Origin of the sequence: Bradyrhizobium sp. IAR9, assembly GCF_013408065.1 — a bacterium.
In the GTDB taxonomy this organism is placed as follows: domain Bacteria; phylum Pseudomonadota; class Alphaproteobacteria; order Rhizobiales; family Xanthobacteraceae; genus Bradyrhizobium.
Genome location: NZ_JACBZW010000011.1, coordinates 212,873 through 238,662 on the forward strand (window position 1 = coordinate 212,873; position 25,790 = coordinate 238,662).

General features: G+C 61.3%; 19 protein-coding genes. 9 read left to right on the forward strand and 10 right to left on the reverse strand.

All coding sequences use genetic code 11. The annotated features are described in order from the left end of the window. Nucleotides 1-113: 113 nt before the first annotated feature. Complete coding sequence (locus GGD67_RS26845) at nt 114-380, reverse strand: hypothetical protein (RefSeq protein ID WP_092261620.1); 267 nt, start codon at nt 378-380, stop codon at nt 114-116. Between the two features lie 558 nt (nt 381-938). Between GGD67_RS26845 and GGD67_RS26850 the strand changes: the two genes are divergently transcribed. After that, nucleotides 939-1,232 (forward strand): hypothetical protein, encoded by a 294-nt coding sequence (locus tag GGD67_RS26850; protein WP_018323190.1) that lies wholly within the window; start codon nt 939-941, stop codon nt 1,230-1,232. A gap of 60 nt (nt 1,233-1,292) precedes the next feature. Here the strand turns inward: GGD67_RS26850 and GGD67_RS26855 are convergent, their stop codons facing one another. Then, the gene (locus GGD67_RS26855; RefSeq protein ID WP_092261618.1) at nt 1,293-2,030 is read right to left on the reverse strand and encodes a metallophosphoesterase family protein; all 738 of its coding nucleotides are present in this window, start codon (nt 2,028-2,030) and stop codon (nt 1,293-1,295) included. Between the two features lie 614 nt (nt 2,031-2,644). Here GGD67_RS26855 and GGD67_RS26860 point away from each other — a divergent pair. Then, the gene (locus GGD67_RS26860; protein ID WP_018323192.1) at nt 2,645-4,075 is read left to right on the forward strand and encodes an undecaprenyl-phosphate glucose phosphotransferase; all 1,431 of its coding nucleotides are present in this window, start codon (nt 2,645-2,647) and stop codon (nt 4,073-4,075) included. A 42-nt stretch (nt 4,076-4,117) separates the two neighbouring features. On the opposite strand, the gene GGD67_RS26865 is transcribed toward GGD67_RS26860, so the two are convergent. From GGD67_RS26865 to GGD67_RS26875, 3 genes are all read right to left on the reverse strand, one after another. Next, the gene (locus GGD67_RS26865; RefSeq protein ID WP_028141809.1) at nt 4,118-4,405 is read right to left on the reverse strand and encodes a hypothetical protein; all 288 of its coding nucleotides are present in this window, start codon (nt 4,403-4,405) and stop codon (nt 4,118-4,120) included. A gap of 403 nt (nt 4,406-4,808) precedes the next feature. After that, nucleotides 4,809-7,040: a Wzz/FepE/Etk N-terminal domain-containing protein gene (locus tag GGD67_RS26870; RefSeq protein ID WP_092261617.1), complete on the reverse strand. Its 2,232-nt coding sequence runs from the start codon at nt 7,038-7,040 to the stop codon at nt 4,809-4,811. A gap of 32 nt (nt 7,041-7,072) precedes the next feature. Beyond that, a complete protein-coding gene (locus tag GGD67_RS26875; protein WP_018323195.1) occupies nt 7,073-7,567 on the reverse strand; it encodes a hypothetical protein in 495 nt (164 codons plus the stop codon). Nucleotides 7,568-8,264: 697 nt separating this feature from the next. Between GGD67_RS26875 and GGD67_RS26880 the strand changes: the two genes are divergently transcribed. The 4 genes from GGD67_RS26880 to GGD67_RS26895 are packed head-to-tail and all read left to right on the forward strand — an operon-like array spanning nt 8,265 to nt 13,016. Further along, the gene (locus tag GGD67_RS26880) at nt 8,265-9,467 is read left to right on the forward strand and encodes an acyltransferase (RefSeq protein WP_179737037.1); all 1,203 of its coding nucleotides are present in this window, start codon (nt 8,265-8,267) and stop codon (nt 9,465-9,467) included. Between the two features lie 7 nt (nt 9,468-9,474). Then, the gene (locus tag GGD67_RS26885) at nt 9,475-10,812 is read left to right on the forward strand and encodes a hypothetical protein (RefSeq protein ID WP_020508829.1); all 1,338 of its coding nucleotides are present in this window, start codon (nt 9,475-9,477) and stop codon (nt 10,810-10,812) included. Between the two features lie 9 nt (nt 10,813-10,821). Continuing rightward, nucleotides 10,822-11,928 (forward strand): acyltransferase family protein, encoded by a 1,107-nt coding sequence (locus GGD67_RS26890; protein WP_018323198.1) that lies wholly within the window; start codon nt 10,822-10,824, stop codon nt 11,926-11,928. Beyond that, on the forward strand, nt 11,925-13,016 hold the full coding sequence (locus GGD67_RS26895) for an acyltransferase (RefSeq protein WP_179737039.1): 1,092 nt from the start codon (nt 11,925-11,927) through the stop codon (nt 13,014-13,016). Before GGD67_RS26890 ends, GGD67_RS26895 begins: the two co-directional genes overlap by 4 nt. Nucleotides 13,017-13,037: 21 nt before the next feature. Here the strand turns inward: GGD67_RS26895 and GGD67_RS26900 are convergent, their stop codons facing one another. Beyond that, nucleotides 13,038-14,135 (reverse strand): glycosyltransferase, encoded by a 1,098-nt coding sequence (locus GGD67_RS26900; RefSeq protein ID WP_312009961.1) that lies wholly within the window; start codon nt 14,133-14,135, stop codon nt 13,038-13,040. 268 nt (nt 14,136-14,403) lie between these two features. Between GGD67_RS26900 and GGD67_RS26905 the strand changes: the two genes are divergently transcribed. Beyond that, nucleotides 14,404-15,861: a lipopolysaccharide biosynthesis protein gene (locus tag GGD67_RS26905; protein WP_179737043.1), complete on the forward strand. Its 1,458-nt coding sequence runs from the start codon at nt 14,404-14,406 to the stop codon at nt 15,859-15,861. 19 nt (nt 15,862-15,880) lie between these two features. Continuing rightward, on the forward strand, nt 15,881-17,242 hold the full coding sequence (locus GGD67_RS26910; RefSeq protein WP_244550779.1) for a polysaccharide pyruvyl transferase family protein: 1,362 nt from the start codon (nt 15,881-15,883) through the stop codon (nt 17,240-17,242). 26 nt (nt 17,243-17,268) lie between these two features. Here the strand turns inward: GGD67_RS26910 and GGD67_RS26915 are convergent, their stop codons facing one another. Beyond that, complete coding sequence (locus GGD67_RS26915; RefSeq protein ID WP_179737045.1) at nt 17,269-18,390, reverse strand: acyltransferase; 1,122 nt, start codon at nt 18,388-18,390, stop codon at nt 17,269-17,271. 262 nt (nt 18,391-18,652) lie between these two features. Next, nucleotides 18,653-22,561 carry an RHS repeat protein gene (locus GGD67_RS26920; RefSeq protein ID WP_179737047.1) on the reverse strand — a complete coding sequence of 1,303 codons (3,909 nt, stop codon included), beginning with the start codon at nt 22,559-22,561 and terminating at the stop codon, nt 18,653-18,655. Nucleotides 22,562-22,788: 227 nt separating this feature from the next. Here GGD67_RS26920 and GGD67_RS26925 point away from each other — a divergent pair, with 227 nt between their 5' ends. Further along, on the forward strand, nt 22,789-23,061 hold the full coding sequence (locus GGD67_RS26925; protein WP_179737049.1) for a hypothetical protein: 273 nt from the start codon (nt 22,789-22,791) through the stop codon (nt 23,059-23,061). 58 nt (nt 23,062-23,119) lie between these two features. On the opposite strand, the gene GGD67_RS26930 is transcribed toward GGD67_RS26925, so the two are convergent. Continuing rightward, nucleotides 23,120-24,511 (reverse strand): hypothetical protein, encoded by a 1,392-nt coding sequence (locus tag GGD67_RS26930; RefSeq protein ID WP_179737051.1) that lies wholly within the window; start codon nt 24,509-24,511, stop codon nt 23,120-23,122. Further along, a complete protein-coding gene (locus GGD67_RS26935) occupies nt 24,508-25,785 on the reverse strand; it encodes a glycosyltransferase family 4 protein (RefSeq protein WP_018323207.1) in 1,278 nt (425 codons plus the stop codon). The genes GGD67_RS26930 and GGD67_RS26935 overlap by 4 nt, the downstream gene beginning before the upstream one ends. Nucleotides 25,786-25,790: the final 5 nt, after the last annotated feature.

The window sequence follows — 25,790 nt, forward strand, 5'->3', positions numbered from 1 at the left end:
CACGCAAAAACCGCCGCCACCGGCTATCCGGTGGATCGGCGGTCTGTGGTCGAAGGTCGCTGGGTCGAAGGTGGCTGGCCTCTCAGGGCGCTCTTAGCTAAGCGCTCCCGCGCTCACCGAACGTACCAATAGCCCCACCAGCGCTGGGACACCGGACGCGCCTGCGCCTTCATGGCTGCGACTTCTTCGACGGAGCGAAGTTGCGGGCCGTAGATCGCGGGCGGATAAACGTCATCCCACAGCACGACCCCGGTTTGCGCGTAGGCCGCGCGCTGATGTGCTGGAGCAACCGCCAGCTCGGCGGCCGGTGCTACGGATGCTGTCAAAGCGAGACCGAGAGCGGACAGGGCAATGGATGGAATAAGGGCGCGGACGTTCATTGGATTGAATCCCTCGTAATATGAGATGCGAAATAATGCGACGGGTCCCGACTGGTTGCAAGGGCATGGATTGGCCGGTTGGCCCGAAATTTCCTGTTCGTGGGAGGGCGTGCCAGGTCCGTTCGACGGCAGCAGCCTTTGGACAGATCGGGATCGCGAGGACATCTCTTTATATAGAGTGACTCTAATGAGTGATCTTGATCGCAGCGGTCAATGCACGGGAGTTGTGCCGCATGCACGTAAGAGGTCAGGCATGAACAATCTTTCGGCGCCCCAGGTCGGCAAGAACCATGATGTCGACACACTGCTCGCTCTTGATGAGTCCCGGACTATCTAGGGCGACTCCCATGACTTCTACATTCCTCTCCGCTTTCATTTTCGGCGCTGGCCTCACCTTGGGATACGCGCTACGCGCTTGGCGCGTGCAACGAAGACCTGCGAACCCGTCCCGCGGCGCCTCGCGCCGAATGACCGGACCGACTCCCACCTCGACGTTCGGCCACGCTCGACGAGCCTTTTAGGCAACGTCCGATTCGCTGGCGGGATCTCACTGGTACGATGGGGCATGACGAGATGAGCGAACCCAAGAAGGATGCGCCGCGGCGTTACATCGTCGATGGCGCCGGACAACGCGTGCTTGTCGGGCTGACGATCTCGGAGACGGTCGAGTTCGAAGCGCTGGATAATCCGAGCTCCCGCCCAGGCGCCGATTTGCTTGTCGAGGCACGCCGTGTCCGACAGGACGGACATGGGGAGCGCTGGCTGGAGCTTTACGTCAAGCACGAGCGAGCCTGGAACGATTGGATGGCTGAAACACGCGCGCGGCTGGAAAAGCCCCGCTTGCTCAACTAGATCCGGTCGAGGTCGATGCCATGGTCCGATGGGCTAGCCGTCGCGAACCAAGGCTCCGCGTCATACCGCGAGCATGCGGCTGCCCTGGATGCTCATCAGGGTGAGGTTGCCGGTCGCATAGGCGCCGGTGTCGATGTTGACGCGGTTCGCCATGAATTCGGCGCTGCGGACCGGCGTATGGCCATGCACGATGTACTTGCCGAACTGCTCCTCGCTGCGCAGGAATTCTTCGCGAATCCAGAGTAGATCGCGCTCCGTCTGCTCGGCCAATGGAACGCCGGGGCGAACGCCGGCGTGAACGAAGAAGAAGTCTCCGCAACTGAAGCTCAGCCGCAGATTGTCCAGGAATTCCAGATGCTCGGTGGGCATCGCCCGAATCAGATCGCGCATGATCGATGCCGGCTCGTCGCGCTTCAGGTCCGGCGGCGCGAGCCCGTAGGACATCAGCGTCTGGGTCCCGCCGACGGCAATCCAATCCTCGAACAGTGAAGGGTCTTCGAACACCCTCACCAGAAATGCCTCGTGATTCCCTTTGAGGAAGACCGCGTTGCCCCGGCGGCTCCGTTCGACGAGGACGTCGAGGGTGGAGCGCGTATCCGGGCCGCGATCGATGTAATCGCCCATGAAGACCTCGATCGCGTAGCGCGGCCGGCTGCAGGCGATGTCGGCGTCGATCACCCGCAACATCGGCTGGAGCAGATGTGCGCATCCATGAATGTCCGAGATCGCATAGATGCGGACTCCCTCCGGCAATTGCGGTTTGGGCATAGGCGGGCGTGGTCGGGCGAGAGATATCATGGCGCTCAATCGATCGGGTGGTCGAAAAAATTTCCCCAAGTCGCCGGCACCGGAGAGCTTCCATCCAACACGAACGACGTGAAATTGGCGAGGGAGCGTCCTTGTTCTCCGGCTCGATCACGCCAAAAGAAGGGCGCGGCATTTTTTGCCCACCTTGGTATGCGACCGGCGGTGCGAATGGTCGGTCCGCAGGATTGCATCGCTCAAGGCGAGAGTGCAGCAAAGATGCATGCCTTGGCGCAATTTCGCATCGCACGCCCAGATAGAAAATCATCGAAATTCTCGCAAATGACTCATTGTGCTTCGCCGAGGGATTCCATCGCCTGAAAGATGAGCGAGGAGTCGCTCACACGACGGCAAAGCATCGCGGTGGACGTGGAACTTGATTCAAAATAGGGCAACGCGTTCGCTCATATGTCATCACTGTGACGACATTTTCAGCGCGTCGAATTTCGCTGCGCATTTCAACACGACGCACGATCCGTGCGCCGCAAAAGTTTTGCGTGCAGCGCCACAATGTCGCTGCGATCACTCAACACTTTCCGTGCGGGGAAGTGACGAGTCTTCAGCATCACGATGAGCGTCAGACACTCTCTCGATAGACAGAGGTACGAATGGCTGTTGCAACTTATGGTTCTGAAAACACTCACACGCTGTCGTCGATGCGCGGCAGCGCTCTTCAGAGGCCATTTCAGATCGTCGTCATGGCGGCTGACTTTTTGCTGATCTTGTTGAGCTATGCCGCCGGGGCTTCGCTGTACGGCGCGGCCGTCGCTTCACCCGCCGACGGCGCTTCGGTGGGAGCGGGGTTGTTTGTCGGCGTGGTGTTCGTCGCGGTCGCCTATTTCCGGGATGTCTACGCTACCCACCGCTTGCTCAACATCGTCTGGCAGCTTCGAAAGGCGGTGTTTATCTGGCTGACGTCGCTGACGATCCTTGCCGTTGCGGCCTTCCTGCTGAAATCAACCGACAACCTCTCCCGCGGCACCGTCATCGTATTTGCCGTGATCGGCGGACTTGGTTTGGTCAGCCTCCGCTTCGTCTGGCAGGCGGTGTTTGGCACGAGCTTTGCGCGAAGCCGATTGGTCGATCGCAAGGTGATCCTGCTCAGCCTCAAGCCGCTCGACTTCACCTCCAGCCGCTTCAAGGACCTGCGGAGAAATGGCTTCGACGTCATGCGCCATTTCGTGCTTGGCGACGACCGGGATGACGGCCATTGGGAGCGGCAGATTCGCGACGTGATCCGTCAGTCGCGCTCGGCCGACGTCGATGAATATCTGCTTGCGATCGACTGGAACGAATTGCCGATGCTGCGCAAGCTCGGGCCATATCTGCGCGCGGTCCCGCAGCCGATACGCCTGCTGCCGGACGATCCGGTCGCCGATCTGGTCGCTCGTCCCTTCCTGCCGGTCAGTGGAACCGTAGCGGTCGAAATCCAGCGGCCGCCTCTCACCATTCTCGAGCGGCTGCAAAAGCGCTGTCTCGACGTCGGCGTGGCCCTGTTCGCGCTCGTAGTCTTGACGCCGCTGCTGCTCACCGTTGCCGTGCTGATCAAGCTGGATTCCCCGGGAGCCGTCATATTTCGCCAGTCGCGCCGCGGCTTCAATGGCAGGCCGTTCGAGATCTGGAAGTTCCGGAGCATGACCGTCTGCGAGAACGGCGAAACGATTGCCCAGGCGACCAAGAGGGATGCTCGGGTCACCAAGATCGGGCGCTTCCTTCGCATGACGAGCATCGACGAACTGCCGCAGCTCTGGAACGTGCTGCGCGGGGATATGTCGCTGGTTGGGCCGCGCCCCCACGCGCTGGCCCATGATAATTACTATGACGAGATTATCAGCAAGTACGTCTACCGGCATCACATGAAGCCGGGCCTGACCGGCTGGGCCCAGGTGAACGGGTTCAGGGGGGAAACGCCGACGATCGATCTGATGGAGAAGCGGGTCGAATATGACGTCTGGTACGTCAGCAACTGGAGTATCTGGCTCGACCTGAAGATTATGGCCCGGACGGCGTCCGCAGTGATGTTCCAGGAAGCATACTAGTCGTTCAATTTCTTCACTGTCCGGAACCGGATCCTCGAGGGATCAGGTTCCGTCTCTCGACGACCTGCTGAAGAGCCGCATGATCGCGTCGCGCAAGGCAAGCAACGGCGGCACCAGCACGAAGAAAGCTCCCATCGCGACGGAAACGATGACATGGCGGATCGAGAAGGGTTCGTCCTGCTCGATTTCCCTTTGGCTCGGGTCGATTGGCGCGGGTGAGAGTGTCGTCGCCATCGGCTGGGGACGCGGTTTACGGGGGGGAACCACGATCAACACGAACAGGATGTTGAGCAGAACCCAAATAGTCAAAATCGTCAGGACGATCAGCATTCCGAGCCCGCCGGAAATGAACGACAAATATCAGCCGAGGTTAGCCTCAGGGAACCCAGAAAGAAAGATGCCCAAAGTTTCAGCAGTTTGAAGCATCGAGGACCGGATTGTCTCGTATTACCGATGAATGATTGCCAATTGGCGCACTGTCCTCGCCATCGCCGCCTTCGTCAATCCTTGCTTTTGGCTAGAGCAATAACTGCAAGTTGTGGATTCCGGACGAATACGGAGGCCTCGCCAGTCTGAGGTGGGCTCGGCGCAATCTTCCGTCTCGTGGTGCGAAGGCGCACTCGTTCCTCTTCAGGCGACAGTTGCGCAAGACGCGAAAAAAGGCCCGCTGCCAAATGGCAGCGGGCCCGACGTCTTTACAATTCGGCTGGGCGCGGCGCCGCGCCTCTGCCTTTTAGGCATGCTCGACGTAATAGCTGTTGTGGTGCTTGCCCTTGTACGCCTCGATGCGCTTGAGCATTTTCGGATTGGCGCGGTTGAGCACGGCGCCGAGCAATTTCTTCTGCAGGACTTCCGACCCGGAGACCGACTCCTGAAGAGCGCTTCGCGTCGTCTGCCCCCACTCGATCACATAGACCATGGCATCGATCAGGAAGCTGACGGCCTTTGAATCCGCCACCGGCATCACCGGGGCAAGATCGATCACGATGTACTCATAGTGCTCCTTCAGCACCTTGAGCAGATCGGCCATCGCCTTCGATCCAATGACATCGGCCGAATTGACCATGCGGGAGGCCACGACGGACGGCAGGAAATCCAGCCCTGTCTCCTTGCTCCGCTGCACATGGTAGCCGAGGCTGGCCGGATCGCTGAGCGCCTCTACCAGTCCGCTCTTGGCGTTCGGCGCGAGCTCTCGCGTGAGCGAGCGCGTGTGCAGATCGCCGTCGATCAGCACCGTGCGATGTCCGGTGAGGGCGATCAACTGGGCGAAGTTGGCCGCCACCGTCGTCTTTCCTTCCTTGGGAAGGGACGACACGATGCCAATCACCTTGATCTCGCGGGTCAGGCGCGCAACGTCGATCGATACCTTGATGTTGCGCAACGTCTCGGCAAACCGCGAGAATGGATGATCGACGACGTAGCGGGACAGATCGGGTGGACCTGTCTTCGCGGACGTCGAAAGCAACGCGCCGGTCTTCGTCGGCGGACGAATGTCCGGCAGGACCCCGAGGCACTTCACGCCGAGCTCGTCCTCGACCTCGCCAGGGGTCCGCAACACGTCGCTGAGCAGTTCACGGGCGAAGGCGGCGCCGAAGCCGAGGCACAGGCCGCCCACCAGGCCTCCCACCAGCGCCAGGACCGTGCGCGGCGAGCTCTTGCGATCCGGCTTGGTGGCGGTGCTGATGAGGCGCGCCTCGCTGAGCGGAAAGCTCTGATTTTGCGTCGCGCTCTGCAGCTTCTCGAGGAAGTTGTTGTAGAGGTTGCGGTAGGTGTCGGCGGCGCTTTCGAGATCGCGCAGCTTGACTGCAGCCTGGCCGGTATCGCCGGCCTGGGCGACGAGTTCCTTTACGTTCTTCTCGAGCGAGGCTTCTCGGCTCTTTGCGATCTCATAGTCGCTGCGATAGGCGTCGCCGATCCGATGCAACTCATCGGCGATGTTCTTGCGCAGCTCCTCCATCTTGTTGGCCAGATTGACCGCAGCAAGATGTTGCTTGCCATAGCGCCTCGACCAGTCGGCATACTGGGCTTGGAGGTCCAGATATTGCGCGCGCAGGCGGGTGATGACCGAGTTGTTGAGAGCATCGGTCACCGTCGATTGTGCGACGTCCTGGTCCGAAATTGCGGTGATCCGGTCGAGCCGGGCCTTGGCTTCGGCCGTCGACGCCCGCGCTTGAACCAGCTGGGTGTTGAGGTCCGACAATTGCTGTTCGGACATCAGGCCGCGGCTGGTTCCGACGATGTTGTTTTCGGCCTTGAAGGTCTGCACGGCGCGGTCGCTGGCCGTTGCCTGCTCGCTCAGCTCGATGCTGCGCTGCTGAAGCCATTCGGTCGCCCGCTTGGTGGACTGATATTTGGCTTCCAGGGCGCCGACAAGGTAGGCGCTGGCGATGGCGTTGACGATCTTGGCGGCCTTGTCAGGGCTTCGCGAGCGATAGTTCAGCGACAAGACATAGGTCGTCAGGACGCGTTCCGTCCTCAGGTTCTTCTGAACCTGCTCGACCACGGCGTGCTCGAGTCGTTCCTGCGACGCCGGTTCTCCGGAGCTGAACAACGCCATGAACTTGCCGAGGACGATGGAAAGCAAACCCGGATTGGAGCCATTGAACTCCGGATCGTCCGTCAGCTTCAGGCGGCGGACGACCGAGAGGATCAGGTCGTCCGAGTTGATGACCTCAACCTGGCTATCGACATATCCGGTATCGATGAGGGCGCTGTTGGCGTTGCTGTCCTTGTCCAGCACCTGCGCCTGACGGGTATCCATCATGATGCGGGCATTCGCCGTGTACATGGGTTGCGCCATGATCAGATAGACGATCACCAGCGCCAGCGAAGCGCCGGTGCACACCGCGATGATCGGCCATTGCCGGCGCAGGACATCGGCCACGCGTTCGAAGCTCAGGACCGCTCCGCCGAATTCGATGCCGAATCTGTGGCCCGACGGGAAATGTTCTCTAGGCTGATACATCTGTTAATTCGCTGCCTTTTGACGATCGCTGATCAATTCGGAAGGGGGACGGGTTTGAACGGGTTGGCCAGCTTGGTCTTCCACTCGCCGTCGAGCAGCGCCCCGCCTCGGGGCGGTTGCGCACGGCCCTTGTCTTGCGATTGGGCCTGGGCGCCGGAGGCGTCCTCTCCGGCGGCGGAATAACCTGCTTGCACGTTGAGATCGCCGATCCGCTGCGTGAAATCCCTGATCTTGCGCGCAGCGTCTGGCTTCGTCGACGTGCACCGCCCTTCGGCGATCCTCAACGCGGCGCCAATGGCTGAACGGTCGGTTGAAGTCGACGCCGAGATGAGGGTCTGCACGGACGGCAACACCGACGGGTTCGTGGCGATAAATGTGGCGAGCCGATATCTCAGCTTCTCCTTGTCATTGCGCAGCTGCTCCAGAAGCGAGGAGGGCGATTTTACGAACGTGTCGAGTTGGAGCTGCGAGGCACGATCCGTAAATTCGACGCACTGGGCGCGGCAAGCATCGATGCTCGACACCATCAAGACAGAACCTGCCAAGATGATCGGTAGCCATCGCGATCTCGCAAGACGACGTGTTAATCCGCAACCCATCCGTGTCCCTTGCTCCCTGTTGCAATAGGAGAACACGCGAAACTTGGCATGCAACTGTGTCAATTTTTGTGCGATGCAAAAGGTGCGTGCTCTCGGCGAGACAACGCGTGCATTGTCTGTTTCCCGGTCGGTTGCAAAATGAAGATATGCAATGCCTGCGAGATCGGCACGCTGGCGCCTAGGAATGTTGCAAACTGAAAACATAAGAGGCGTTGAACGTCGAAGTGTCGCGAGCATGCGTCGCAAAACCGACACAAGTCGTCACGCGACTCATTGTTCCCCGCTTGCGAAAAATTATCAGTGCGATATGTGCGGCATCCTGCATGCGAAGAGATCGACGTCTTCGTGGTCGGCTTGATCGCAACAGCGCCGAATTTCGCGCACACTTTGCGCGCAAATACTCGCAATCATCACGGCCGAATTGATTTGCGCGCCGACGCATGTCGATCCCAGGCAAAAAGTGGCGTGATCTTGGCGCTCGCATGTCCGAATGATCTGCGAGCGTTGAAATTATCGTCGACCCTCATGCGTCGAATGCGAGTCCGCGATCGCAGAGATTGAACACGCGCAAGACCTGATACACACTGCTGCGGTGCAATAGCTACGGAATGTTGATGTGACGGAGATGGTTCATCGTGAGAAGGCGCATGTCCTGCCGCTCGATAGCATTCGGGGGATCGCCGCGACGTCGGTGGTGATTCACCATCTCCTGCTGATGCCGACTTTCCTCGCGGCGTTCCCGCACAATGCGTGGATCAATTGCTCGTTCTTCAGAAGCTCCTGGCTGCTGGTCGACTTGTTCTTCGTTCTCAGCGGGATCGTCATGTCGCTCAGCTACGTCGAGAGCGACTTCGGGCGCTTCTCGCTGCGCGAGTTCATGGTGCGGCGCCTGGCGCGGGTCTATCCGCTGCACATCGTCATGCTGATGGCAAATCTTCTGTTTCGCCTCCTGCGGATCGGTCTGGTCATGGCCGGTGTCGTGGTGGCCGCGCCGGCGGCGTTCGAAGTGAACAATGCCTATTCCTTCGGTCTCAACGTCCTGCTGCTGCATTCGATGGGCTTCATCGACTATCTCAGCTGGAATGCGCCGAGCTGGAGCATCAGCGTCGAGTTCTACACATATCTGGTATTTGGCCTGATCGTGCTGCTGGCCCAGCGCATGCGTTCCCTGTTGTGGTTCTACGTTCTCTGCGGGCTGCTCGCGGTGGGAAGTCTGGTCGTCATCATTTTCGTGCTCGACAAGAGGAGCCTCGGGCTTCAGACCGACTTCGGCATCCTGCGCTGCTTCGTGAGCTTCTTTCTCGGCGTGCTGACGGTCAGGATCGTCGATCGCCTGCCGGCCAAGCCGGGCCCTGCCGTGCAGGGCGTGCTGCAGTTCGCCGCCATGATCGCCGGCATCGTTCTGGTGTCCCTGGCGGAGACCAATCCCGCGGCAACCTTCCTCGCGCCGGTGACGTTCGCGATCTTCCTCGGCAGCTTGCTGGCCTTTCCAGATGCGCTGCTGGTGCCGCGGATCCTGGTGGCGGGGCCGCTGGTCTGGCTTGGGAAACGTTCCTACTCCATCTACATGGTGCACGCGCTCGTGGTGCTGCTCGCTGAATATTTCGTGCGGGCAGTGGGGGCGGGGCGGATCGCCGCCCTGGATTCGGTCTGGGCGGGCCTGCCGGCGACGCTGAATCTCGTCGTCTCGCTGGCCGCCGTGCTAGCGGTCTCGCACTTCACTTATCTCTACATCGAAATTCCCGGCGGCAAGTTCATGCGAAATGTGCTGGGAAGCCGTCGGGATTTCGCGCCATCCCCCGCGCAGTCGGCGCGGCTGACGAACTGAGTCGGGCATGAGCATCCTCGCAATGCAACGGCCGCGTCTGATCCTGATCAGCCTCAGCATCGAGGCGATCGCGCTCGGCGTCTATCTGGTCCGCGACGCCTTTGGCGGCGTGATCCGCTATTATACCAGCATCTATCACATGGATGCGCTCTGGTATCTGCCCGATGCGGTCGCGCTTGCGTGTCTGATCCAGTTCATCGTGCATTGCATCTTGCGCAATCGCAGCACCCTGGCCCTGTTGGTGTTGGTCCAGATCATGCTCTCGCTCGTGCTTGGCTATTTCATGATGGGGACGGCAAACGCAGCGATCTCGTCCTTCAAGATGATGCTGCCGGTGTTCGTCGGCTTCTGCTTCTGTGATTCGAGTCTCGGCTCGTACAAGAAGCTGCTGTCGGTCATCGCCGTGACCTTCTACCTCTCGGTCATCGGGGTGCTGCTGACCAAATTCTATCTCATGCCCTGGGTCGGGTATAAATACGAGTCCTTCGGCGCAGTTCGAGAGGCGGGCCGGCTGTGGTGGGCCTATGGCGGCGACGACCAGCGCCTCATGGGTTTTGCGGCCGACAACACCATGGCCGCCTTCTTCATTCTCGTGTCGTTCGCGATCACCTCGATTCGCAAGAGCACGACGTGGTGCCTTCTGTTCGGCTCGCTCGCGGTCTATGTCATCAAGCTGACCACGAGCAAGACGACGATGATCGTCCTCGTGCTCTATCTGCTCCTGCTCGTGTTCGTGCGCATGCTGCCGGAGAAGTCGCGCTTTCCCGCAATCAGGGGTATCGCGCAATGGTCCTTTGCCGCGATCTTCGTTCCGTTCTTCATGATCGTGATCGCTTCCGGCACCGCCGCCGTCCCGCACTCGACCCTGTTCAGCATCGTCGATCGCATCAACAACAGCTGGCAGTTGCCGTTCGTCTACATGAATCAGCTCATGCCGATCGGTCTGGTGACGGGCTGCGGCGCGGGCTGCTTCAACTATCCGCAGAAGCTGTTCTCGCCGCTCGCGCACTTCTGGGTGCCCGTCGACAATTTCTACATCGGGACCTACCTGATGTTCGGTCTGCCGTTCGTCGCGTTCATGGTGATGGTGTTCAGGGCGACATTCGGCGCGACCGACGTGTACAAGCTGACGCTGATCTTCGTCGTCAACCTGTTCACGATCACGGTGTTGAACTACGGCCCGGCGTCCGGCCTCCTGATCATCGCCTTGAGCTTCAGCGACGTGTTTTCCCGCCGCGCGGCCTCCGCACGAGCGGGTGACGCCGTGCCGATTGTCATGCGGCCGCCGATGCCGTCATTGGAAGGCTTCCGCCCGGACATGCCGGCGGCGAGCGGAAGCAGGTGAGAACGAATAATGCATAAACGGCTCGCATTCATCGACACGCTACGCGGCATTGCCGTGTTGTCGGTCCTGGTCCAGCATGTGTTCGAGGTGATCGTCGAGAAGCACCCGACGGGCGCCTATTACTGGCCCATCCACGATTTGTTCGGCTACTACATGAACTTTGGCCGGTTCGGCGTGGTGCTGTTCTTCTTCGTCAGCGGCTTCGTCATTCCGTTCAGCTTCCCGGACAGCGCCACGCCCGTGCGGGATTTTTCGATCAGCCGCTTCTTCCGGCTCTACCCGGCCTACTGGACCTCACTCGTGGTCGGGCTCGTGACGATGCAACTGCTGGATTCGAAGATCTATCCGCTCGGGCAGATCGCCGCGAACGTGACGATGTTGCAGACCTTCGTGAACGTCCCGAACCTCTGGGTGTTCTATTGGACGCTGGCGATCGAGCTGCTGTTCTATGTCGGGTGCACCATTCTGTTTGCGATGGGGCTGCTGAACCGGCGCTTCACGGCGGTGACGATCGTCGTTGCGGCCGCGCTGGTCGGAACCACTGCTGCACTCCTGGTGGAGAACAGGGCGGTTTCCTCGGTGATGGAGGTCGGGCTGAACCTGTCGGCGATGTTCCTGGGCAAGATCATCCGCGACACCGTCATCGGCGGAAAGCTGCGATGGTCCCACGTGGCGGTCTGCACGCTCCTGTATGCGATCTTCGCCATCACCCTGGCCGACCGGCGGTTCGGAGGCGTTTACCACGAGAACTTCTTCTACAGCTATTCGATCGCATCGGCCTATGTCTGCGCGGCGATCGTCTTCATCGGCTTTGCCGTGTTCGGCGAGAGAATGGCGTGGCGCCCGATGGCGTTCGTCGGCGTGATCAGCTATTCGGTCTACCTGATGTCGCCGTTCGTGCTCGTCTTCATCCATCGCCTCGTCTGGTTCGGCGACGGGCCGCTCGGATGGTCGATCTTCATGACCCTGATCCTGGCGTTGTCGATTCTCGTCAGCTGGATGACGTTTACATTCGTCGAGAAGCCCAGCATCGCCTTCGGACAAAGGTTCCGTTCGGCACGGAGAAAGAAGGTCGTTCTCGAGCCCGCCCTCAGTACTCAGGGTGCTGCAGAGTGAGTAACGCGCTGCACCAGCCGGGCGCCGCCTACGACGGATCGTTCGTTCCCTCGGTCCAGGGGCTTCGGGGAATTGCGGCGCTGAGCGTGCTGATGGATCATTTCTACGACATGCCGAAAGGAGGCATGTACGACATCCCGGATCCCGGCTTCCTGCCGCCGCTCTGGCTCTGGCTGCAATCGGTGATCAATGTCGGCGGGCATGGCGTCGAGCTGTTCTTCATGATCAGCGGCTTCCTGATTCCGGCGAGCCTGGTGCGGCACGGCTCGCTGCCGCGGTTCTTCTTCGATCGCGTCCTGCGCATCATGCCGGTGTTCGTCGTGCTGCATCTTGCGCTGTTCGCGATAGGTCCGATCGTCGGCTACAAGTTCTTCCGTGGGATCGATCTGACGAGCTATCTCGGGATTTTCGCGGCCAATCTGTTCTTCGTGCAGGACGCGCTTGGCTTGCCCATTGCCCAGCAGAATGCCTGGACACTGACCTATGAGTGGGCGTTCTACATTTGGTTTGCGCTGACATTCTCGATGTGGCGCGGCGGGGGCAAGCTGCTGGCGGCGCCCCTGATCCTGCTGGGTCTGGCCTGCCTGATGCACTGGCCGATCACGGCGTTCTTCTGCATCGGCATGCTGTTCAGCGCCACCGGGTTTCGCATCTCCATTCCCGGACGGGTCGGCCTGCTCGCGGGCCTCGCCTGCGGAGCCGCGCTGTATGCGAGCCTCGTGCTGTTTCACCCGTTCGTGGGGCTCCTTCCCGGATTCCTGCTGTTCGGCATGGTGCTTGCCCCGGAATCGGGCCTTGGCAGGGCTCTGAGTGCCCCGGCCCTGCAATATGTCGGCAAGATCAGCTACAGCCTCTATCTCGTGCATCCCTTTGTGCTCTTTCCGTTGCAGGTGATCGGCCTGAAGCTGGTCGCCGCCGGCGTCGATCGCTGGCTGCTGTGGGCCGCCTTCATCGTGCTCGGGCTGGTGATGTCATTGGTCGCAAGCGCGATCAGTTATGAGCTGATCGAGGTCAGGCTCAGGCGCCTGCTGGACGGCGCGATCCGCGGCACGTTCTTTCGACCGCTGAAGGTCGGGCAATCGGTTTGAGCGGCCGCGTGCCCGTCGCGGTCAGCTCACGGTACGGCCGACGAGCTTGTGATAGGACCCCAGCAGCTGTTCGGCGATGTGGTCCCAGTTCAAAATGCCGGCCGCGGTCTGCCGTGCGCCATCGGTCAATGTCGCGGCGAGTGGCTTGGAGGTCAGCACGCGTTCGAGTGCATCGGCCAATGCAGTGGCATCCCCGGGAGGAACCAGCAGCCCGTTGACTCCGTCGGTGACGACATCGGGAATGCCCCCGGTGGCGCTGGCAACGACGGGACGAGAATTGCCGTAAGCGGAGGCAAGCACGCCGCTCTGTGTTGCATCCTTGTAGGGTAAGGCGACCACGGTGGCGGATTGAAACAGCTGTCCGGTGTCCGCAGGCGAAATGTAAGCGTTGATGGTCTTGACCGTCGGCATCGCTTCCATCCGCGCGCCGAGCCGTGTCATCTCGGGACCGCGCCCGGCGACGATCGCCTCATGCGCCACACCGCGCCGGGCCAACATGTCGATCGCGTCGATGAAGACGTCGAGGCCCTTGTAGGCCCACATTCGTCCAAAAAACAGGATGCGTGCGGCTTCGGGCGCGGTGACCGCATGTCGGGCCGGTGGAACCATGAGCACGCCGTGCATGCTGGAGACCGTTCCGCCCTTGAAGTCGGGCGAGGCGCGACGAAAATCGGCAATACAGCTCTCGCCATGCGTAGTGACGATCGACGCGGCGGCACGCATGTGCCCGCGCCAACCGTCTTCACGTGGCGAGGTGCCGGAGCCGCCTTCCGAATGCGGGATAGCATCGTGAACGGTCAGCACCAGGGGAATGCCGAGTGGACGAAGGAACTGGATCAGCTTGGACGTATAGATCTCCGGAACTTCGTGACAATGAACGACGTCCGGACGAAACGAAATTATGTCGAGAAAAGAAGCCGGGATACCGATCACGCCGCCGCGGCGCAGGCTCAAATCGCGAATCCGGGTTTCGAAGGGAGCCGCCACGGCGATATCGGCCAGTTCCCATTGCTGATTGGCGTCCTTGCGGTTGAGCACGAGCCTGACGTCGCAATGATGAGCCAATCCCGACGCTAGGCGGTAGGAATATTCTGCAAAATGCGGGGCGTAGATCGCCACGCGCAAGCGCCTGGAATTGGGGAGAGAACGCGGGGCCGGCGAATTCATCAAGGCATCCATTTTGCATCACATCGCAGAGAGCGATGGGAGTGTAGTCCACGATTTGAACTCACTTCCACTCTAAATCGGAATCGTGATGGCGCTCATCTGATTGCCATCACTCCGTCGTATTGTAGCGAGCAATCAGTCGCCGTTGTGAGCGGCGACAAGCGGTGGCGTGTCCTCATCATTGCCGCGTCGTCTGGATCGGAATTGGGTCGAATTGTTGATGAACGTCACTCGAGGCAGGCAACATCAGGTCGTGGTGGCGCTGTTCTGGTCGCTCGCGCAGAATTGGGGCGGCCGCGCATTGTCGTTCGTGCTGTTCCTGGTGCTGGCACGGCTGCTCGATCCCGCCGATTTCGGTCTTGCGGCGCTGGTCGCCTTTATCCTGCTGCTTTTGAGCTCCATCGCGGAATTCGGCTTCGGTGATGCGTTGATCCAGCGGCGGACGCTCGAGCCTGCCGATGTGACGCTGCCGTTCTTCTGCTCGTTTGCAGCCTCAGCGCTCCTGGCCGTTCTGATCGCATTGCTCGCGACACATATCGAGCATTGGTTCGACGTGAAGGGGCTGGCGCCGCTGCTGACGGCCGCCAGTCTCTCGCTTCCGATCGGCACCGCGACGCTGTTCCAGGAGGCGCTCTACAAGCGCCAGATGGATTTTCGGGTGCTCGCGGTCAGGACCATGGTGGCGACAGCCATCTCCGGCGTCGTGGGGATCGCCTGTGCCTATGCAGGGTTCGGCGCCCTCAGCCTCGTGATCCAGGTGGTCGTTCAGAGTGCGATCAGCGGCTTGTGGCTCTGGAGCCAGCCGCGATGGTTGCCGATGCGCGGCTACGATCTGAAGAGCTTTCGCGAGCTCTCCGGCTACAGCATCCACGTCATGCTGAACAGGCTGCTGGACTTCGCCATCGTTCGGACGATCGACATGATCATCCTGTCGCTCTATGGCGTCGCCGCGCTTGGCATCTATACGGTCGGGGCGAGGGTCTACATCATCCTGATGCAGTTGCTCACGCAGGCGGTCATGGACGTGGCGCTGAGCGCCTTGTCCAAAATCGCGCACGAGCGGGACCGCATCGCAGGTGCATATCTGCGCAGCGTCAGTCTCGGCGCACTGATCGGATCTCCGGTCTTCGTGCTCCTCGCGGCGATCGCGCCGGAGTTCTCGCTGCTGCTGTTCGGCGCGAAGTGGGGTGGCAGCGAGGCGGTGATGCGGCCGCTGATGCTGATTGGTGCGGTCCAGACGGTGCAGTTCGTCAACAGCGCCTATTTTGGTGCTCTGGGCAAGCCGAACTACGTCTTTCTGCTCAACATCCTCAAATTCTGTACGGTCGTGCCGGCAATGTTCCTGCTTCCCTCGCGCGACATTGGTCAACTGGCCACGATCTTCGCGTTCTCGCAGCTCGTGGTGACCCCCGTCACGTTTGCGCTGGCGCTCCGGCTGCTCGGCTTGAGCTGGAGCCAGTTTCTGCGCCCCATTGCGGGATGCCTTTGCGCCATCGCTCTGGCCTACGGCGCAGTCGTGCTGTGCCGGGAGGCGACGCCGGGCATGAATCCCTATTTGCGGATTGGACTGCTGTCGTCCTGTTTTGGCGCGACTTATCTGACGGGCATTCTGCTGTTCTGGCGGAAGCAGCTCCTTTCCCTGATTGATTTCGTCGTGAAGCGCGGTGCGACCGCTTGATGAAGACGAGGAGGATGTCGTGAAGCAACTGATCCCGGTGCCCGTACGCAGGCAGCTCCGAGGCTGGCTCAACAGCGCGAAGAACACGCCGTTGGCGCTCGACCTGCTCGAGCTGCGCAGATGGCAGATCGCCCGGAGGGACGTCGGCGTCAACGCCGCGCCGCGCAACACTCCGCGCCGGCTCGTCGTGCTCCCCTCCGATCCCTGGAGCGTTCGTCAATCGCGCGGCGATGAGGCGATGATCGAAGCGGCCACTGGGGAGGTGAAGAAGACCTATCCGAACCTCGAGGTCTACATTGTCACCGCGACGCCAACGGCCAGCGCGGATGTGCGCGCGATGGGTTTCAAGCCCCTCGAACTCTGGCGACAGCCGTTCTCATACGAGACGGTCGCGCAGGAGCTGTCGCTCACCAGGCCGGATTTCGGGCTGGTTCTGGGGGCCGACGTGCTCGATGGCTACTATTCGCCGGTGGATGCCGCGCGCATGCTGCTCGTGGCCGATCTGATGGCTGCGTTCGGCGCCAAGGTCAGCGTGCTCGGCTTCAGTTTCAACTCCCGCCCGGCGAAGGCGTTACGCGAGGTGTTCCGGCTGCTGGACCCGGGCGTGGTGCTGAATCTGCGCGATACAATATCTCTTCAGCGTTTCGACGATTTCGCGCGGAAACGTGCCCATTTGGTCGCCGACGCGGCGTTCATGCTGACCCCGCGGGCGGATACGGCCGCAGTGAAGCAGATCGCGGCCACGATCGCGCGACAGCGCGAACAGGGTCGCAAGGTCTTCGTCTTCAACATTCATCCGATGCTGTTCAGGAAGCCGGAGCCGGCCAAGCTGCGGCAAATGATAGAGCTCGCCGCCGGCGCCATGGAGCGGCTGTCTCGCGAGCACAATGCAAGCTGGTTATTGCTCGCTCATGACTACCGCCCCGAGATCGCCGACGACAATTGCCTTCGGCCGCTGGCCGACCGCCTGAAGCCCACGCTCGGCGATCACGTGCATCATGTCGATCAAGCGCTGTCGGCGGGCGAGATCAAGGCGGTTGTTGGTCTGGTCGACGGTGTGATTACCGGCCGCATGCATCTCGCGATCGCGGCGCTGGGGCAGGGAACGCCCGTCGCGGCGATTACCTATCAGGACAAGTTCCAGGGTCTGTTCGCGCACTTTGGCGTCAGCGAATCGTTGTTGCTGTCGCCGGCCCAGTTCCTGGTCGACGACAGCTTTGAGAAGTTTGTGCTGCAGTTCCTTGGCGCACACGAAGCCGTCGGTGAGAAGGTACGGCAGATGCTGCCGGATGTCATGGAACTGTCCCGTGCCAACATCGCACCGTTGCTGGGCGAGAGCGCGATGCGGACGGTGCAGCAGGCCGGCGGCAAGGTCGCCTGAACGCCCTCACCGTCGCCCGGCAGGCGTCAGTTGACCGCCCGCTCGGTGTTGTCAAAGCGCACGGAGGTGTCGGCTGCGGCCGGCTTGCGCGAGGACTTGGCACCAATGTCGGCCCAGCGGTTGATGAAGCGCCGCGCCGGATTTTCGAAATAGGCGTAGGTGCGGTCCGCGGCGATGGTCAGGACCGCGCAGCACGCCAGAGCGAACAGGCCGAACTGATCAGGACGCAGTCCGAGCCAAATCCACAGCGGCTTGAACACGGCAATGAGAATGGCATCGTGCAGCATGTAGATCGCATATGAGGTGTTGCCGAGCCGTCCGAGCAGGCGGGCGCCCGGAAACTCCTTGAAGGCGCTCTCGCCGACCGCTGTGAGCAGTATGGCGCATGAGAACAGCAGGATGGCGAGGTCGGGCTTGGCGAAGACGTTGAGGACGAGCACGGAGAGGCCGAACATGCCGATGCCGGCGAAGATCATCCGCTTGTGCCGGTAGGGATGCGACATCCGGAATAGAATGGCGAGCAGGATACCGTTCAAAAAGCTCGGCAGCGCGCGGAGCATCCCGTAGTCGAAATTGGCGCCATACATCTGCGACCGTTCCTGCCAGATCGGCAAATGGCCGTGGGCAAGCACCAGATAGAGCGCGGCCACGATCGCGCCGAGCACGAACGGTTGCACCTTGCGTGCAAGCAGCATCAGCAGCGGAAAGATCAGATAGCAGAAGAACTCCGCGCTGATCGACCAGGACGGCGAGTTGAAGCTGAGATGGTCGGTGACGCCCCAGGCCTGGAGCAGCAGAAGATTGTACAGGAAGTCCAGCGAGGTCGAGCGGGCCGTGCGCTCCAGGCCGACGCCGATGAGCACCACGAAGATGAGCAAGCTCAACAGATGTAGCGGATAGATCCGCGCGATGCGACGGATCATGAACCGGGAATAGGCCGCCACGCCACGGGCGTCGGACGGGTAGGAATAGGAGATCACGAAGCCGGACAGGATGAAGAACATGTCCACGAACAGGCCGTAGGACCCGTTCCAGGCCGGCGAAATGCCCGTGTCGATCAGCTTCAGGTGGAAGATGAAGACCCCGAGCGCAGCGACGAAGCGGTAGAAGTCGAGAACGACAAAACGTCTTGCTTCACTGGCTTCCATCGGGCCTCAGAGTCCTTGCGCGGTTCGTCTCGCTTCTAGAGACCAATTGTGACGCAAGTTCGCTGGATGGAGCGGGGGGAGGTGGCGTGATCGCGGATCGGCCGGACTTGAGTTCCTCGAAACCATCCTGCCGGGGAAGTGAAGGTCTTCATCGCCTCAACTCTGCCTCCTGACGAGGCAGACGCCTAACGAGCGGGCCGGGACCTTGGCTGGTCCCGGCCCGTGTCAACGTTGATGCGGACTTGTCGTCAGCTCGCCTTGCTCAGACGAACAAGAAATCGTGGCTCGTCAGGCTGCTGACATACACGTTCTTCAGCAGGATCGAATCATTGGCCGAGAACGTGATGAGCGCATTCGTCCCGGATTGCGTGATCTGCAGGTGACTGTAGTCAGCGGCCAGGAGCTTCGAGATCTGGACCACGTCGTGGGTTGTGCCGTCACCAGCCTGGAAGTTGAGGATCTGGTCCTGGCCGTGATCGTAGGCAACCGTGGTCGAGTTTGGCGCGGCCGAGAACACGTCATTGCCGGCCCCGCCCTGGATCGTCACGCCGCCGGCGACGGCTGTGACATTGTGGGTGCCGTCGGCCTTGGTTTGATCGAAGAATTGCAGCGCGCTGGCGGAGTTGTAGTTCTCGTGCTGCGTCGTACCGGTCTGTCCGTTGAAGTTGAACAGGAAGACGTCCTTCGAGCCGTCAACGTTGTTGGCGATCTCCTGGGTCTTGGTCCCGGAGCTGTTGTAAATGTCGGTCAGCTTGCTGCCATCGTCATGGATGACCTGCGTATAGTCCAGGGTGCCGTCGGCGTGGGTCCGGGTGAGCTCGACCAACTTGCCCGAAGCATCGAGGTGCTGATGCTGGGTGGTGTAGGACTGCCCGGTGATGTTGTAATTCCAGTTGTCGGATGTGCCATCGGCGTTCTTGATGTAGGCAGCGCTCTTCACGCCGCCGCTATAGACGGTCGTGGAGCTGTAACCATCGCTCTTGGTCGTCACTTCGCTGGTGATGACCCCGTTGGCATCGTACCAGTCGGAGGTCTTGGTGCCGTCGGCGCTCTGCACCAGCGTGAAGGCCAGGCTGTCGTCGGCATGGGTGCGCACGATGTTGGTGAGGAAGCCGGTCGAATCGTAGCTGTCGTGCTCGTTCGTGTAGTTCTGGCCGACGACGTTGAACTGGAAGACGTCCTTCGACCCGTCGGCGTGGTAATCGGTTTCCGTCTTCTTGACACCTGATGCATCGTAGTTGGTCACCACGCTGCTGCCGTCGCTGTTGACGATCTGGGTGTAGTCGAGCGAGTTGTCGGCATGCCAGCGGGTCACCTCGGTGGTCTGGCCGGATGGATCGAGGTGCTGGTACTGCGTGGTATAGCTCTGCCCGGTGATGTTGTAGCTGTAGTTGTCGTGACTCATGTCCGCGTTGGTGATGTAAGCCGCGGTCTTCACGCCATTGGTGTACACCGTGGTCGAGCTGTAACCGCTCGGCTTCTGGACCACCTCGCTGGTCAGCACGCCGCTGGCGTCGTACCAGTCCGTGGTCTTGGCCCCATCGGCGCTCTGCACCAGCTTGAACGCCATGCTGCCGTCGGCATGCTTGCGAATCAGCGTGGTGAGGAAGCCGGTCGCGTCGTAGATGTCGTGTTCGGTCGTGTAGGTCTGGCCGGTGATGTTGAAGAGGAAAACGTCCTTGCTGCCGTCGGCGTGATAGTCGGTTTCCTTGGTTCGCGTTCCCGCGGCATCATAATTGGTGACGACGCTGCTGCCGTCGCTGTTGATCACCTGGGTATAGTCGAGCGTGCCGTCGGCATGCTTGCGGGTCACGGCGGTGACCTTGCCCGTGGGATCAACGTGCTGGATCAGCGTGGTGTAGCTCTGGCCGGTGATGCCATAGGCGTAATTATCCTGGCTGCCGTCGGCATTCTTCACATAGGCGTTGGTCTTGACCCCGTTGCTGTAGAGCGTGGTCGAGGAGAAGCCGTCGGCCTTCTGGACCACCTCGCTGGTGAGGCTGCCGGCGGCATTGTACCAATCGGTCGTCTTGGTGCCGTCGGTCGTCTGAGTAAGCTTGAAGGCGAGGCTGCCGTCGCTGTGCAGCCGCGTCAGGCTGGTGAGGAAGCCGGTCGAATTGTAGACGTCGTGCTCGGTCGTGTAGTTCTGGCCTGTGATGTTGTAGGTCCAGACATCCTTGCTATGATCGGCATGATAGGCGGTCTCGACCAGCTTGATGCCGGTGGCGCTGTAGGTGGTGATCACGCTGCTGCCGTCGGCGTTGTAGACCTGCGTCGAGTCCAGCGAGCCGTCGGCATGGCTGCGGGTCACCGAGGTGACCTTTCCGGAGGCATCGAGATGCTGAACCTGGGTCGTGAAGCTCTTGCCCGTGATGCCGTAGGTGTAATTGTCCTGCGAGCCGTCGGCATTCTTGACGTAGGCGGCCGTCTTCACGCCGCTCGTGTAGAGCGTGGTGGAGTAATAGCCATCCGACTTCTGGACGACTTCGCTCAGAAGGGTTCCGGCCGTGTTGTAGGTGTCGGTCGTCCTGGTTGCGTCGGTGCCGACATGAACGAACTTCGTCTTCACGCCGCCGGTGTAGCTGATCAGGTCCTTGGAACCGTCGGTGTAGGCGACGGTGGTCGAGGTCGGCTGTCCGCTTGCATTCAGGCCGGTGTCCGACTTCGACACAAGCGTTCCGCTGGAATTATAGGTCTTCGTGCTGCTCCAGGTCGCAGCCGAGTTCGTCACCGAGAACGAGTAACCGCCCTGGATCTTGGAGAGGGCGCTGCCATAATGGGCGATCATGTAGTCCATGGTCGCCTTCGAGGCGACCGGCAGGACGTGCGAATCGGTCAGCGTGATGGTCTGCAGCGCCGTGGAGTCGCTGAGGTCGGACAGTTGCGGCACGATCTCGGCGGCGGTGCCGCTGACAGTGGTCCTTGTGTCCGGCGGAGTCGTGGTGGTCGGAGGCGCGTCGATCTCGATGATCAGCGGGTGATCGCTGACCGGGATCGTGATCGTGCTGACGTCGGTGTAGCTGGCGATCGCCGTGGTCCCTGTCAGCGTGTCGTACACCTTCACCGAATGATGCACGCCGCCGAGGTTCACCGTGACGGTCTCGGTCGGATTGGAAATCTCGGTGTCGTTCGAGTCCTTCCAGAGCTTCGGCTCCGCCCAAACGACGAGCTCGTAAGCGCCGTTGCTCTTGCCGAGCACCATGCTGTTGCCTGTGGCTGGCATGTTGCTCAACGTGTAGTTCAACGGATCAGTCGGCTGCAGGCCGCCCTTGCCGTCGTCGGCCAGAATGGTCGTCAAATTGTGAATGGCGGTGGCGGCGAGCTTCGGCGTCCCGTCGGAATTGAACAGTCCGAAATTGGCCTCGGGATTGGTATTGCCGGCGGAAGAATCGCGGTCGAACAGCTCGTAGAGATAAGTCGCGCTCACGCCGGCCTTGTAGGCATCGACCAGGGTGTTCAGGATCGATTTGGCCTGCACCGTCTCGTTGACGCCGAGATATTGGGTGTTGGCTTGCGTGGTGTACCCGGTCTCGGTGATGACGACAGGCTTGCCCGGTGCCGCGGCCATGACGGCGCTCAGCGTTGCCGAAATCGAGCTGCCGGTCGTCAGGCTGGTGCTGACATAGGCGTGGGCGTTGGCGTAGTCGACCGAGCCCGACATGTCGCCGAGCTGGCTGTAGCCTTGCGGATCGTTGTAGGCCAGTGACAGATTGTAGACGGGGATGCTGCCGAGCGCGGCGTTGGCGTTCACGGCCTGATAGAGCGCGCTCTGGAACTGAGCTGCGGCGGTAAGGCTCGAGCTGCCGTTGTAGCTGAAGGGCTGGTGATTGGCCTCGTTGAGCCCTTCGATGGCGCTAATGCTGCCCGGGTGGCTCGTCACGAACTTCTGGAGCGAGGCGATGTAGTTCTGCAGCCCGGTTGTGCCGGTCTGGGGCAGCGCGGATGACACCAGGAAGTCGAACTTGTAGCCGGCAGCGGCCAGACCGTCGACGACGGGTTGCGCGGCCGGGCTGGTCCCCATGGCGTCGCGGAGATGGGTGACGCCGAGATACTCGAGGTCATCGACCATCAGCGCGAGATTGTTGTAGCCGGTCCAGCCGAAGCCGGCGTGCGTGTTGACGCCGATAGAGTCGATGAAGCCGCTGGCGGATAGGATGGTTTGATCGGACATTTCACACTCGAGTTTCAGCGCGAACGAAATTGCTCGCAGGGATTGCGTTCAAGCTTCTCTGTCGAGTGTGAATTTCAGATAAAAATGGAAGCTACAAATCGCGAGCGAAACGAGGTTCCTTGTGCAGGAACAGACTTGCTCTGTGTTGCAGCAGAATATTCATGCGATGCCCGGGCAGCATGGCGTGAGGAAGGCGCTTTCAAGATTTTCGTGATTTGCACTGCTGAATGTATGCGCAGACCGCGCGAATTGGATTTTATATGACAGATTTTGAAAGAGCGGTTGGCGCGCGCGCGGCGCGCGAGGTCGGCAAGGAGCAGCAAGACATTTTCTCGCTGGCCGTCGATCAAAGCATCTTCGTCCATTCCTTCGCGCAGCTCGCGCTTTCCTGCACGGGAAGTTCGCAGATGCCGCTTCCATGGGCGGTTAAACCAATCGATTTGCTCGTAATGGTTGTGGTTGCTCAGAGATGGTGCAGCGTTCGCCGCGGAAACCGCTGATGAAGACTCGGTTCCGTATCGGAACCAGATCCGCTTCGCACACCGCTGATGCAGCCAATCAGCTGCGGCGAGCCAGCATCAGAAAGTCTCCGCGCCATCCGATGACCGCCGTTGCCATCGCGGCGATCGCGATCTTGCCGGCCAGCCATGCCGCGGGCTCCGTCGGTATCGAACCGAGCGATCCGATCAGGATTGCGGCCACGACCGCCTGCATGACCAACGGCCAGCGCGGGAACGCCTCGAACCGCAGCGTGGGACCGAGTGCGACCAGGATCGTCGCGAGCGTGGCGACCGCAGCGCAGCCGACCGCCCCCCGCGGCGACAGGCCGGCCGATACCGCGACCAGGGAGAGGGACACAACGATGGCGAGCTGGCAGGCCGCGACGACGACGAGCCTGGTCGCCAGCTTCTCGAGGTGGGGAACGACCGCGATCGTCGCCTGCAGATGGGTGTGCAGGAAATAGAAGGCGGCGACCGTTGGTGCCGTCTCGAGAAAGCCATTCAGGCTGGCCTGCGGCACCACGATACGGGCGGCATCTGGAATGAATCCAATCAGACCACCGAGCAGCACGAGGGTCGTGCAGATCATGAATTCGAACATCCGCCGCGCCGACTGCACCGATTTTGCGCTGCCTCCGTGCTCGAAGTCGTTGACCACTTCCGGATAGCTCACGGTGTGGATCGCCGCATTGAGAACCCAGAAGGGACGCTGCAGGAGGTCAAGCGCAATCGAAAATCCAGCCCCGGCCCCGGTCGCACCCAGCTGGCCGACGACGATGACACGGAGCAGCACCGGCACCGACAGATGGATGACGGACGCGCCTGCCGCGAGCATGCCGTAGCGGGAGAACTCCTTCCAGTCGGCCAGCATCGTTTGCGGCGACACGCGCTCCATCGGCGTGCGATAGGCGACAAGGCCGGCGAGGAGGCCGAGGGCGTGACCCGAGGCAATGCCGAGCAGCGCCGCTTCGGCCGTTCCCGAGATCAATGCGCCCGCGGCGGCTCCAATCAGAAGGGCGGTGGCACGCAGCGCGAGCAGAAAGGATGCGATGCCCAGCCGGTCGGACAGGCGGACCGACAGGAAGTAAAGATCCGTCAAGCCCTGGAGCACGGATATGCCGAGACCCAACGCGACGATCCCGGTCGGGAGCACGCTGGCCACAGACGCGCAGCTCCCGACCACGACGAGCGCGGCTGCGCTCGACAGGCCGGCGGCAAATAGCGACCACCTCAGCCGCGCCGCCTCGTTTTCCTTGGCTGCCGCCAGAAACCGCAGTCCGGCCAGCTGCAGCCACTCGAACATCAGGACGCAGAGCAATTGGCTCGAGGCCAGCGCGAGGGAAAAGTTGGTGTAGTCGGCGGCGGGCAACAGATGGCTGATCGCGAAGATCAGGATGATCGCCGCGGCGCTCTGATAGACGTAGCCCGCCATCGCGAGGAGGCGTGTCATCGCGGAATGAGGCGCTCCTTGCCGACGATCGACGGCCCCTGCGACGCTTCGGCCGTTGCTGCGCGCACGTGCGACATCCGCTGCTCGCGCAATTGTTCATACAGGTTCTTGTATGAAGACAGCACGTCGGAGAATATCCATTTGTTGGTATCTGCGATCAGGCGCCGGCTGATCTCGTCGATCTTGTGCGGATCGGCTGCGACCGCGAGCATGCTCCTGGCCAGGGATTGCGGATCGGCTTCGGTCAGCCAGCCGGTCACGCCGTGCTCGATGACCTCGGGCATGCCGCCAAAGCGCGTGCCGAGCAGCGGCCTGCCCGCAGCCTTGGCATCTGCGACGACGAGCGGACCGGGGTCGTGCCAGATGGAGGGCGCGATCACGACGTCGACCTGCTTGTAGAAATCGTCCGGCACCACGAAGCCCATGAACTCGATTCGCGCATCGGGCGCGAGCGCCCTGAGGCGCCGTTGCTCCTCCTCGCTGACCCGTCCGGCGATCATCATTCGAATCCGATCACGGGGCAGCTGAGCAAGGGCCTGCATCAAATTGTCGATGCCCTTTTCCTCCGTGAGGCGGCCGATGAACCCGAACGTCACTTCCGTGGTGCAGACCGGCCGAGGGTAGGGCTCGCGCGGCGGCTCGGTCGAGGCGTTGCGGATCACGGTGCGGATCGGCGTCTCCGAGAACATGCCCATGTCGGTATGAATGGACAGGACGCGCTCGCTCACGCCGACCACGGCGCTGAGCCAATGCGTGGCGCGCTTGCGATGAAAGCTCAGAATTCCGCAGCTCGTGCAGGTGTGCTCGCAGGATCGCCCATTGTTGAAGCGGGAGCAGCGCGGGCAAGTCAGATAATAGTCGTGAAGCGTATGGAGCACGGGAACGCCGAGCTGCGCGGCAACGCGCCAGATCGCGGTGGTAAGGCCCGACAGATTGTTGGAGTGCAGCACGTCCGGCTTGAAGGCCCGGATGCGCTCCGCAATCAGGGGGGCCTGCATCTGCCAGTCGTCGACCGCGTGCCAGATGCTACGCAATGCGACGTTCTTCTGCTCCGTGAAGGGCAGATACACGTTTCGTACCGGCGCGGAGTAGACGTTGATGCCGTCGCAGGTTTCCGGTGCCTGATGAGGCGTGGATGCGGCCCGGATCACTTCCACCTCATCACCGCGCTGCACCAGACCTTCGGCGAAACGACGGGCGAAAATCTCCGCGCCGCCGACGATCTTTGGGGCCTGAGGCGTCGGATAAAGCGTGGACGTCAAAAGAACTTTCATCGCAT